The sequence below is a fragment of the Sphingobacterium hotanense genome (assembly GCF_008274825.1).
Classification (GTDB): domain Bacteria; phylum Bacteroidota; class Bacteroidia; order Sphingobacteriales; family Sphingobacteriaceae; genus Sphingobacterium; species Sphingobacterium hotanense.
In genome coordinates this window covers 1,878,398-1,891,283 of the sequence record NZ_CP030848.1, presented here as the reverse complement: position 1 = coordinate 1,891,283, position 12,886 = coordinate 1,878,398, and the positions used below count along the sequence as shown (strand labels likewise).

Here is a 12,886-nt window from a genome sequence, read left to right as displayed (position 1 = left end):
CTTTTTTTTTCTAAAAGTGTCTGTTTTTCAGAGGCCATCAAGAACTTTCATCCCTGTTGGCTTTCCATTGGAAACATAGATATATTTTCTTATTCATAAATTAAACATCCGCTGGTATTCCAAAAGCTTTGGCTATCGCCTTCTTTCGGTCCTTGGGGAATTTGCACACGAATCGTATGCTCGCCTGCCGATAAATCGCCAAGATCTATGAAAACCGGGCTGGTAATCGTGCCGGGGCACCAATTCGAACGGCTTAAATCTGAAGACGACAGTCCGTTCTCAAAATTGCCGCTGACCGGATTGTATAGTCTATAACTACCACAGTCTAATCGCCATGGTGTAAATTTCATCTTTAGTTGGCCGTCTAAGTAGATGCTGTTGGCTTTAGGGACAAACTCATCACCATTTCCCCAACCTCCATGGCCGGTAGTGATGTAACGCAATCGAACATTTTTAAGGTCTTTGTCGAGCGTAAATTTTACTTCCAGCCCTTTTTCATAAGCAAACATCGTCGGATAGCCTTGACCTCCCATCTCCATCACGTTGGTGGTATTGAACAACGGCATAACCTGAACGCCAGAAGCATAATTTGAGCCTCCAGGGTGAATTGTTAGTTCTAAACTAACCTGATGGCCGCCTTTGTCATAATTGCCAATATAAGTGCCGATATAAACTTCTTTTCCTGATAGACTGCTGGTGAATTCTGAAATGTCTTGACGATAACTTACACTATCTTGCCATGTCTTGCCTTTTAACTTCACGCGATCATTAAAATGGGATATACCGAAAGGTGTAAAGAATCGCATGAGTTCAAGTACTGGAGAATAACCTTCCGTACGCACCATACCGGGATACGCCGCCCCCTTCTCATCGGTATACATCGGCAAACTGTTCATTCCATTTTGCATGCCATCAAAAAAGGTCTGCTTCTGATCATCCGCTATCAAAAACACAGAGCCTGTTCGATCATATGCATCACCATTCGATTTCTGAATAACCTCAATAAATGCTTGGCTATCGGATGTAATTTCAGGTATCTTCACCTTTTTCAGGATGACCGTTCCTTCAGCAAATCGAAGAACGGAATCTGATTGGATTCCTGGCTGAAAACAGATTTGTTCATCTTGGAAGATTGGTATTTGGATAAAACGACTCTTCCAGAGTTGATCTTTATAGCTTAAGTCACCCAACAACGTTGATTCAAGGGGCTGTACGAACTCCTTTGGCCAGCTTTTCAGCTTCTCAATCGCCGCGACCCGAATCCCGGTATTGCCATTGCGACGGTATTCCAGAACCAGCCCTAAATCCTGCCCTATTAAATTCGGAGCAGCGTTTAAGCCAAGTGCATTCGAATACCATACTTCAATCGCATTGGAATTGATGGAGGTCTTTGCTAGCTTAGTATTATAACGGAGTATTTTCTTTGCTCCGGTATCCTGTTGAATAAATTCTAGCTTATTATAAATTCCCGGATCATAACTCGATATGGAACGCTTTTCAGACAATAGAGAGGTTCTATAACCTTTCCTGTTTTTTATATCTGCGAAAATCTGCTCAGCGGGATATCGAACCTGCCCGGAGATAATGCTTTCTTTGGTGATCACATACTTATCCTTGCTAACAAATAAAACGATTGGATCTTGCTTGATCATCGCACCGTCGCGAAAGGCATGGTAGGTTATCTTGTAGGTCTCCTGCCCTTTCACGTTTCCGATAAAGCAGCTTAGAAGGAATAAAAGAACGATTCTATTTAACATAAAAAAAATTATAAAACCTCAATAGTGGTTCCATCCTCCATAGGATGCGAGGTGCATATCAAACAACGTCCGTTATCAACTTCTCGATCTGTCAACACTTCGTTGTAATCCATGCGAACAGATCCCTTGGTTACTTGGGAAATACAGGTACTACACATTCCTGATTTGCATGAATAAGGTAGCTTAAGTTTATTCTCTAAGCCGACGTCCAAAATGCTTTTATTGTAAGGTATTGTCAGTGGGTGGTCTATCCCCTGAAAGCGGATAATAACATCATAGCTTGTCATATCCACCGGTTCTTCTTCTTTCTCATCCTCATCTTCCTCTTCTTCCGGGAAATGGAAAGTCTCTCGTTTGATATGATCGTCCGGAATTCCCATTCCTAAAAGAGTAAAACGACATAAATCCATGTAAAATAACGGACCACAGGTATAGAAAACATCCTCTTCCCCATCACTCTTATACTTCGCAACCAGCTCTAAGATATAATCACGGTTTAATCTAGCTTTTAAAAGGTTCTTCGTATTAGACCATATCCATTCAATATGCAAACGATCGGGATACGCTTCCTGCCATTTCAAAAGCTCATCATAGAATACGGTTTGCTCTTTCGAGCTATTACTATAAACTAAGACAATCTTACTGTGTTCCTCACGAACTAAAGCAGTTTTCAAAATGGAAAACAATGGCGTAATGCCGACGCCTGCGCCAAAAAGGAAGATAGTTTGCTTATGATCGACATCCGGCTCATAGACAAATAGACCCTGAGGATCCATAACCTGTATAACATCCCCTACACGAGTCTGATGATGTAATAGTCGTGAGATTTCTCCATTATCGACACGCTTTACCGTAATCTCATAGGGTTCATCAACATCAGGTGAACTGCTGAAAGAATAAGAGCGACGAACTTCACGCTCACCAAAAGTAAATGATAAGGTCAAAAACTGCCCGGCTTTGTACGCCGGAAAGCTATTGGATAAATCTTGAAAACGAATAGAAATATTATGATTTGGATGCTGAACGATCTCAGAAATCTTAAAATTATACATATTTCAAAGATAGGAATTTGATATTACAGATTTGTAATCCTACCGTAGATATCATATGCGCAAAACTTCCATGTTTTTAAAGAAAAAACTACAGCAATGAAAGTAGAAAAGAACCTTTGACATCGCGCAATTTCACCAACAACTTTATCTTCTATTTAGAAACACCGACATGAATAGAACTTCTTGGTTGCCTTTGAAAACCTCCATTTTAGAAAAAAACACTCCTATTTTTATGCCAAAACTAACGTTCATTATAATTCTTGAAGGCAAATCATGAAACTCAATTTCACTAAAAATTATTATGCATCAACAAAAATAGAAATGGGAATAAATCGACTTAACGATCTTTGACAACCAAGCAATTACACCTAAAGCTCTCAAATTTCCAAAGAAGCAGAAAGAGGAATAAGAATTCTAGTAAACTTATGAGAACACAAGCATTTGATGCTTCAACAAAAAAACAAATGGGAATGAAAGTAATTAATGACCTTTAAAAGCAGGCAATTACACTAAAAGTTGACATCTTTCCAAAGAAACACAAACAACACTGAAAACCCCTGTAAGCTTGTTAAAACATACAAATTGAACAAAGGCCGCTTACCTTACAAAAGAAAACTTAATAAGAATCAAATCCTTTAACAACTTCGACAAAGAAATAATCTCACAAAAAAAGCCGTACAGTAACTGTACGGCTTATATTTTAATCTCGCTTAAGCTAATTACAACTTACGCTTGATTTCAACTTGCTCGAATGCCTCAACGATATCTTTCTCTTGTATATCGTTGAATCTTTCAATGCTAAGACCACATTCGTAGCCTTGTGAAACCTCTTTAACGTCATCTTTAAAGCGTTTTAAGGATGCTAAGCGACCTGTATGGATAACAACACCATCACGAATAATACGGATATCGTTGTTTCTGTTGATCTTACCATCAAGAACCATACATCCCGCAATTGTACCAACTTTCGAAATCTTGAATACCTCACGAATTTCAACTTCCGCAACAATCTTCTCTTCCAATTTCGGAGCCAACATACCCTCCATCGCAGACTTGATCTCTTCAATCGCATCATAGATAATAGAGTAAAGGCGGATATCAATTTGCTCATTCTCAGCAAGCTTACGAGCACCTTGCGTAGGTCTTACTTGGAAACCAATAATAATCGCATCAGATGCAGAAGCTAATAATACATCGGACTCAGAAATAGCACCCACTGATTTATGGATAATATTAACTTGAATCTCATCTGTAGATAATTTCAATAATGAGTCAGACAATGCCTCGATAGAACCATCCACGTCACCTTTAACGATAATGTTAAGCTCTTTAAAGTTTCCGATAGCCAAACGACGACCAATTTCATCCAATGTGATGTGCTTAGTAGCGCGCATTCCTTGCTCACGTTGCAATTGAAGACGCTTATTCGCTACCTGACGTGCCTCCGACTCGCTCTCTAATACGTATAGCTTATCCCCTGCTGTAGGAGCACCCGCCATACCTAAAATCTGAACTGGAACAGAAGGTCCCGCCTCTTTAACGCGCTCTCCACGCTCATTGGTTAATGCCTTCACCTTACCGGAATAAGAACCAGCAAGAATCGGATCTCCAACACGAAGAGTACCTCCTTGAACAAGTACTGTTGTTACAATACCACGTCCTTTATCTAATGCAGCCTCAATAACAGAACCAACGGCACGTTTCTTCGGATCTGCAGTTAATTCTAACATTTCTGCCTCTAGCAATACCTTCTCTAACAATAGCTCGACATTCTCACCTGTTTTTGCAGAAATCTCTTGAGCCTGGTATTTACCACCCCAATCTTCTACCAAGATGTTCATCGCCGATAATTGTTCACGAATACGGTCAGCGTTTGCTCCTGGTTTATCAACCTTTGTGAAAGCAAATACTATCGGAGATCCTGCCGCCATAGCATGGTTGATAGCCTCTTTCGTTTGAGGCATCACAGCATCGTCCGCCGCAATTACGATAATTACAATATCCGTTACTTTCGCACCACGAGCACGCATCGCTGTAAACGCTTCGTGACCAGGTGTATCTAAGAAAGTAATCTTACGTCCGTCGTCTAATTTAACGGCATACGCACCGATGTGCTGGGTAATACCCCCTGCTTCACCTTTAGTTACATTTGCCTTACGGATATAATCTAATAAGGAAGTTTTACCGTGGTCAACGTGTCCCATCACCGTAACGATTGGCGCACGTGACACTAAGTTAGCCTCAGTATCTGGTTCCTCTAATTCTGCGACCTCTTCGTCCTCAGGTTTGATAAACTCAATCTGATATCCGAACTCATCAGCTACAATCGCTAATGTCTCAGCATCTAAACGTTGGTTGATTGACACAAACATTCCTAAGCTCATACAAGTTGCAATAACTTGAGTTACCGGAACATCCATCAGGTTAGCCAACTCGTTTGCAGTTACGAACTCCGTAACGCGCAACACCTTAGACATTGCCTCTTGTTCTAATGCAGCTTCTTCCGCAGATAATGCTATATCATCACGTTTTTGACGACGTAGTTTAGCACGTTGAGCAAATTTGCCGGATTTACCAGCACCACTCAATCTTGCTAAGGTTGCTTTGATTTGATCTTGGATTTCCTTTTCTGTAGGCTCTTCTTTCGCTACCTCAGGTTTCCTACGATCATGATGGCGGTTATTTCCACCTCTGTTACCGTGACGATCATTTTGTTGATTGCCGCCGCGACCTCCAGGGCGGTTATCGCCTCCTGGTCTTGGACGGTTTCCGTCCGGTCTATTTTGGTTCGGATGCTGTCCTTGGCCAGTGTTTTGGTTTTGATTATTTCTATCTCCACCATCATGTTGACCTACCGGCCCCGTTCCTTTATTCGTACGCTTGCGCTTACGCTTGTTATCATTGTTGTTTCCTGCACTCGCGGAGGAAGAAGCCACCGGTTTATGCGGTTTAGAAACTGGCAATTGAATTTTACCTACTACCTTCGGTCCACTTAATGTTTCCGAACGAGCACGAATAACCTCATCTTGAGGCTGTTCTTTTGTTGGCTGTTGAGCAGGTTGTTGCTTTACAGGTTCTGGCTTTTTCTCTACCACAGGTTGTTGTTTAACTTCTTTTACAGGAGCTTCGACTTTTGGCTGTTCTGCCTCTTTCACAGGCTCCTTCTTTTCTTCTACTTTTGGCTGATCTACTACAGGCTTAGCAACAGGCTCTTCAACCTTCTTAACAGGCTCTACCACCTCTTTCTTCTCTTCCACTACCGGTTTAGGCGTCTCTGCCACTTCTTCCTTAGGCTCCTCTTTCGGAGATGCCTTCGCACCACGCCTCAAGCTATCCAAATCAATCTTCCCAACAACCTTCAAAGCAGAATGGTGTTCTTCGGCTTTTTTATCCTCCGCTGTCTCAGCGGCAGGTGCTGCCGTAGTATTTTTAATTAAAATCTCTTTTACATCACCACTATCCTCACGCTGCTCAGTAGGCTCATCAGGTGTCGAGCCTTGAGTAGCAGCTGGACCTTCTTCACGGCGAATCTTGCCAATAACAATTTGTTTAGCTTCATCTTTGACATTCTTGTCGCCCTGAAATTCCTTCAAAAGAACCCCGTATTGATCCGCACTTAATTTAGTGTTAGGTTTTGATTCAACATCAAATCCCTTTTTCACTAAAAAGTCAACTGCAGTACCAATCCCAATGTTGAGCTCTTTTGCCGCTTTAAGCAAGTTTATACTTTTACCTTCTGACATCTACTAACTATAAAATGAGTTTCTTTTACAAAAATATGTTTTTTTACACGTATTTAACAATTTTTTACAAATTGTTAAGCAAGCAAAGCTTGGGCTGAATCTTATTCAAATTCAGCCTGCAAGATCCTAACGATCTCGCGAATCGTATCTTCTTCTAAATCTGTACGACGGATTAATTCGTCTTCAGTTAGCGAAAGAACCGATTTTGCAGTATCTAGACCAACGCGTTTCAATTCGTCGATGATCCAGTTGTCGATTTCGTCTGCGAATTCTTCGATATCCACATCCTCCTCTTCTTCTCCCGTCTCACGGTAAACATCGATTTCATAACCCGTCAATTTACCGGCTAATTTAATATTATGACCACCACGACCAATTGCTAATGACACTTGATCAGGTTTCAAATACACGGCAGCAGTCTTGTTCTCATCATCCAATTTAATAGATGTGATACGAGCAGGACTTAACGCACGAGTAATGTATAGTGAGTTATTCGTTGTAAAGTTGATTACGTCGATATTCTCATTGCGCAATTCACGAACAATACCATGAATACGAGAACCTTTCATACCCACACAAGCACCAACTGGATCGATACGGTCATCGTAAGATTCAACTGCTACTTTCGCGCGTTCTCCTGGTTCACGAACGATCTTCTTAATGGTAATCAATCCATCAAAGATTTCCGGAACTTCCAATTCGAATAAACGTTGTAGGAACTCAGGCGCTGTACGAGAAATGATAATCTTAGGATTACTATTCATCATATCCACCTTGTGAACTACGGCACGAATGCTATCACCTTTTTTGAAATAATCCGCAGGGATTTGTTCTGTTTTCGGAAGAATCAATTCATTGTTATCTTCATCTAACACCAAAATCTCTTTCTTCCAAATTTGGTAAACTTCACCAATAACAAGTTCGCCTTCGCGATCTTTATATTTTTTGAATACTTCGTCTTTCTCTAATTCTAAAATTTTCGAAACTAAGGTTTGACGAGCAGCTAATATCGCACGGCGACCGAAACTTTCTAAAGTAATCTGTTCGATATAATCATCTCCTACTTCAAGATCCGCATCATATTGGTGCGCCTCAGCCAATTCGATTTCTAAATCGTCATCTTCTGAGAAACCATCCTCCATAACAACACGCGTACGCCAGATCTCTAAGTCTCCGTTATCAGGGTTCACAATAACATCCACATTCTCGTCCGTCCCAAAACGCTTACGAATCATGCTACGGAATACCTCCTCTAATACTGTGATTACTGTAGGACGGTCAATGTTTTTAAAGTCCTTGAACTCCTGAAAAGAGTCTATTAAGTTAATATTACTACTCATTTCTATTTAAATGAAATTAACACCTTTGTTTCTTTTATTTGATCATATGGAATTTCGACCTCAACCAACTGAGACTTCTTTCCTTTTTCTTTTACTACTTCTTCCAGGTTGAATGATGACTCTCCAGCGGCGAGCAATTTCCCCTCACGTTTTGTTCCATCAAGCATCTGTACCTTCACGTTGCGTCCGATGTTTTTCTCGTATTGTCTACTCAACATTAAAGGAGTATCAATTCCTGGCGAAGAAACCTCTAATCGATAAGCTCTATCAATTACATTCTCTTCTTCCAAATGATATCCAACATGTCTGCTTACTTGAACACAATCTTCAATTGCGATTCCATTATCGCCATCAAGAAGAATCTCCAACACACCATTTTTCAAAAAACGGATGCTCACAATAAACAAATCTTCTCTATCGGCGATTTTCTCTAGAACTAGTTCTTTTACGCGCTCTTCAACCTGCATAATTTAATAAATGAATTAAAAAAGGGGGCATACCATGCCCCCTTCCTTTCAGATAGTACAAAGGTATAAATATTTTTTCAAAAACGCAAAACAATAATATTTGAGTGCATTTCAAATTAATTTTTATCGACTACAGCCTTGATTGTTTTCTGCATTTGCGCCATCATAGAAGATAGACCTTCTAAGGTAGGCTCCGGACTCGGCTCTGGTAGCTCAGTACTAATAAAAGCTTTCGCCTTCCACACTTCAATTATATCTCCTGCATCTACCCAATAAGGTTCGTATGTTTTATTATCAGAAACCAACTTCAGGCCCTTATCCTCTTTATATTTTTGTCCAATACGTTTATAAACAATCCCATCATTAGAAGACACAATCACATAGGTCTGTCCAGTCTTAATGTCGTGCCAATTTTCAACATACTCCGCGATAATCAACGAGCCTGATGGCAAAGGCAACATCGAGTCACCTTTGATTTCAAAAGCACGATAGGTCCCCTGATTAAACATAGGTAGGGAAAATTTAGGCAATTCCTTCACATACTCCGGATCACCATAGCCATTTAAATATCCAGCACTTGCTTTCACCGGCACCAATTCAATATTCTCGCGATCGTCCGCATCTACCGTCACACTCAATACACGAAGATTAGAAGCATTACTTTTCGGAGTAGGTTTCCACTTATCATCTATAACATCATTAGCCAATTCGTCCATCGACAACTCATAGAACTCAGCTATTTTTTTTAGCAATTCATATTTAGGCTCCGCCCTATCCTCTTCATACGCCCCTACGGAAGCACGTTTAATCTCCATTAAATCAGCAAATTGCTGTTGCGTAACCCCCTTTTTCTTTCTTAGATACTTCAGATTTGATGCGATGTTGGACATATAAATATTTTTAAAATAAATTTTTCAAATACTAATATTATTAGTAATATTGTGCCAATAAAATTAGTAAAACATATTTAAATAACCAAATATTTTAGCTAAAACAGGATTTAACATGAAAACATTCCACCTTTACATCAGCACAGACGCAAACAGAAGACACCTTCAGCCCGGCATCACAAATGATATTATTGGAATACAGCAGCAATTGCAGGACCCAACAAATGCAGGTATGTTCTCCTCAGCAGTATTAAATCGAATAGTATATATAGAATCATTTGCTTCAGAAAGAGAAGCAGAAAGAAGATATCAAGAACTATGCGGATTAGGACGTATGGTGCGTGAAAGACTGGTCCGCAGAAATAATCCCAATTGGTTAAGTCTAGGCCTGCCGTTGCCTGGACTTAACCCAACGAAAAAAGCCGTTGTTTTCGCATAACGCTAAACAACGGCCTTAACAACCTTACCCTCACTAATCTCTTTCAATCTTCAATCATAGCTTTGACTACCATCCTGGTGCAAAGTTTAATCCAAACGTTCCAAATTTAGAACGGGTCGGATTATTCAGCTGAATAGCATAGTAAGGCTCTAATATCATCGCCCCGAATAAATTCACGCGAAGGGAAACCCCAGCGCTGAATACCGGCATACGCACAGCAGGGTCATAATAATATTCACCGGATGCAGGATCTTGAAGCCTATCTTCATCCGTTTTTGTCCATTTAATCGTACTGCCATTTTTCCATGCTAAACCTCCATCAATAAAGAAGTTCAAATCAGAGAACAACAAGCCTGAAGGAAGCACCGCTAGCTTTTCCGGCCCTGTGAATGGAAGTCTTAATTCGAGGTTACCCACCACCATCTTGGATCCAGAAAGGTCATTAAAAGAAACCATACTGCTCGGACCGAAACTACTGCTTTCAAAACCACGAATTAGATAAGGATAGCCAATATAGATATTATACAATTGATCCGCTCCATCACCTACGCGCATGTAGGAATACACACGTGCCGCCAACGTAAATGGCTTCATGCGATGGTATTTTCTTAAGTCAATATTGATCGCTGTAAAATTGAACGTTCCAAAGTATTGCTCCGCTCCTAAGCGATAACGGAACCCTTGTAATGGCGCCGCAATCCCAAATACGGCATTATCTCCTACAAATCCAGCATTCACTTGGAAGAGATTAAAAGGATCCAATCGAGCGCCTAAAAGCTGACTTGCTTCATCCGTAGGAACACGCTCTCTGTCCGCGTAGTAAAAATTTCCCAAAGTTTGATAATAGCGATCAACGCGATAAGAATTATAAGAAGCGGCAGCGCCAGTTTCAAAACGATGATGTTTATTGAATGGATAAGCAACAAACCCATCCACCTGAGTCTGGAATGACCGAACTAAATATTGATCAAGCACGGGCTCTTCAGTGCCGCGTCCAATATCACGGAAATCATACTGATAAAATCCAAAACGATAAGGGATATGCGAGATCGAACCACCCCAATTCCAACGCGAGCGCTGGTTGATATAAGCGACCTGACCACCGAAGTCGTAAATCTCACCATTGATATTCAATGCCGCAAAAATCTGGTTATAACCAAGGATATCGGAGAACATCCCCTGAACCCCCGAAGCAATACCCGCACCATAGCGCGAGCCCACAGACATCCCCACACCACTATTTGCCAGATAATCCAACTTGAATTTCGGCTTGTATGGGATATTATTAATCTGCGCATCAGAAATCCGACTATATGCGTTAAAATTCTCCAGGTTCGTATTCACCACATTAACGCCACGTGCTTGAAGCGGCGGCAACATCGCAGCTTCGAAATCTACAGCACCTGCACTAACAGGCTGCGCTTCGAACTCTGTTGCTTTAGCCTTATAAACACTATAAGCGTTGTTTTTAAAATATGAGTAAACAATATCATCATTCGCAGAAATACTCATCGCTGGCGAATATTCTGTAATCCCTGAAATCCCAGTAAAGAAATCCGTCATTCGAGCGACTTGTTGCGTCTCAAAAGTATAACGATACATATTTCTATAGCCATCACTATTAGACAGGAAATAGATATCCTTTCCGTCGGATGAGAAATGCGGATTCAAATTGTTCGCCCCAGGGAAAACATCCAGATTCGTAATCTTTTTTGTTGCCACTTCTACAAACGCCAAGTTCATCGGTATATCTACCGTGCGTGAGTCCGAACTTAAAGCAACACGGTCTGTACTGAATACGATATATTTTCCGTCACGCGAAAAACTAGGTTGAAAGTCTGAGAATCGATCATCCATCAATTGATCCACGACCTTTGTCTGCAAATTATATACGTAAATATCAGAATGTCCGTTGGATAGGCCCGAGAAAGCAACATGTACGCCATCAGGCGCCCATGTGATATTCGTGAATTCCGAAATCTCCCCCATTGCTTCGACCGAAAGGGTCTTCCCGGTCTCCACATCGACAACCATCAATTTATTCTTACCCTCACTAAATACCGAGAAAGCAAACTTCTTGCTATCCGGCGAGAACGTACCGGCGGATTCTAAGAAACTAAATTCATCAATATCCTTATTGGTGAGTCGACTGCCGAGCTTTCGAACAATCTTCCCGGTCTGCGCATCCGCTAAAAACAAGTCAATACTAAATAAATCCAACTCCGATAAGAAAGCCACATATTTGCCATCTGGCGATATTGCAGGAGAAACGTTCATTCGCCCCGCATTTTTAGTCGTCAATAAGGCTTGACCAATAGGTCTTGATGTTGTGTCCTTACCTGAATTGCGGTAAGTATTCTCCATGCTGTTTTTCCAAAGCGTGGACATGGTCTGCGCGTCGTATCCAAAAACGCGACGAATACCATGCTCATAGCCATACTTTGCCGTTTCTATAAACAAAGGCATGATAACGGTATCTCCGTAGGTCGACCCGATATAGGACCAAAAAGCCTGACCATAACGATACGGAAAATAACGATTCATCTGTTGCGTCATCTGCCCCAAAGAAGGCAGGTCGTTTCTAGCATAGGCATCCCGCATCCACATCGATGTAAAAGCATCTTTCTTTCCAATAGAAAAATACTCCGCCATACCTTCAACCATCCATAAAGGAATGTTTGCTACATTCTCTAAGCGCGTGGAATCACCCCCCTCGATGAGCACCCGATACTGAAACGCATGCACCATCTCGTGGCCCAAAACGTGGCGCGTCTGCTGATTGATTTGCATAATCGGCATGACAACACGTTGTTTGAACGCTTCCGTAACACCACCAGTTCCTACACTGATCTCACCGCTAATAGCAGTGGTCTGTTGAAATTCCGGATGATTATTATAGAATATGATTGGGTTCTTTCTAAAGAAAGTATCTTGGAATACCTGTTGATGCAACTCATACCATACTTCACTTTCCTTGGCCAACCAATTCATCATCGAATCGTTCTTCAAGTAATAGTATAAGTTAAAGTGCGGTGTTTCATACACCTTGAAATCCAATTTCTTATAGCGCATTTTGTTCTGCCCAAAATATTGCGCATTCACCATCTGAGGAAACATTCCTAAAAACAGTAAAAAGCATATTGCAGCAGCAAATAGCTTAGATAAGCGTGTTTGGTTAAATTTCATAAACTAAGAATC

Annotated in this window: 8 protein-coding genes; 1 reads left to right on the top strand and 7 read right to left on the bottom strand. The window is 41.0% G+C overall.

All coding sequences use genetic code 11. The annotated features are described in order from the left end of the window. Positions 1 to 89 precede the first annotated feature (89 nt). The 6 genes from DSM08_RS07720 to DSM08_RS07695 form a co-directional block, all read right to left on the bottom strand. Positions 90 to 1,757, bottom strand: a complete 1,668-nt coding sequence (locus DSM08_RS07720; RefSeq protein ID WP_149525619.1) for a PNGase F N-terminal domain-containing protein — start codon at positions 1,755 to 1,757, stop codon at positions 90 to 92. Between the two features lie 8 nt (positions 1,758 to 1,765). Beyond that, a complete protein-coding gene (locus tag DSM08_RS07715) occupies positions 1,766 to 2,809 on the bottom strand; it encodes a ferredoxin--NADP reductase (protein ID WP_149525618.1) in 1,044 nt (347 codons plus the stop codon). A 719-nt stretch (positions 2,810 to 3,528) separates the two neighbouring features. Further along, positions 3,529 to 6,552, bottom strand: a complete 3,024-nt coding sequence (gene infB, locus DSM08_RS07710) for a translation initiation factor IF-2 (RefSeq protein ID WP_149525617.1) — start codon at positions 6,550 to 6,552, stop codon at positions 3,529 to 3,531. A gap of 101 nt (positions 6,553 to 6,653) precedes the next feature. Next, positions 6,654 to 7,892 (bottom strand): transcription termination factor NusA, encoded by a 1,239-nt coding sequence (gene nusA / locus DSM08_RS07705; protein WP_149525616.1) that lies wholly within the window; start codon positions 7,890 to 7,892, stop codon positions 6,654 to 6,656. 2 nt (positions 7,893 to 7,894) lie between these two features. Then, positions 7,895 to 8,359 (bottom strand): ribosome assembly cofactor RimP, encoded by a 465-nt coding sequence (rimP, locus tag DSM08_RS07700; RefSeq protein ID WP_149525615.1) that lies wholly within the window; start codon positions 8,357 to 8,359, stop codon positions 7,895 to 7,897. Between the two features lie 116 nt (positions 8,360 to 8,475). After that, positions 8,476 to 9,249, bottom strand: coding sequence for an XRE family transcriptional regulator (locus DSM08_RS07695; RefSeq protein WP_149525614.1), 774 nt, complete (start codon positions 9,247 to 9,249; stop codon positions 8,476 to 8,478). A 115-nt stretch (positions 9,250 to 9,364) separates the two neighbouring features. On the opposite strand from DSM08_RS07695, the gene DSM08_RS07690 reads away from it, so the two are divergent. After that, positions 9,365 to 9,688: a GIY-YIG nuclease family protein gene (locus DSM08_RS07690; RefSeq protein WP_149525613.1), complete on the top strand. Its 324-nt coding sequence runs from the start codon at positions 9,365 to 9,367 to the stop codon at positions 9,686 to 9,688. A gap of 66 nt (positions 9,689 to 9,754) precedes the next feature. On the opposite strand, the gene DSM08_RS07685 is transcribed toward DSM08_RS07690, so the two are convergent. Beyond that, positions 9,755 to 12,874: a DPP IV N-terminal domain-containing protein gene (locus DSM08_RS07685; RefSeq protein ID WP_246172524.1), complete on the bottom strand. Its 3,120-nt coding sequence runs from the start codon at positions 12,872 to 12,874 to the stop codon at positions 9,755 to 9,757. Between the last annotated feature and the right edge of the window lie 12 nt (positions 12,875 to 12,886).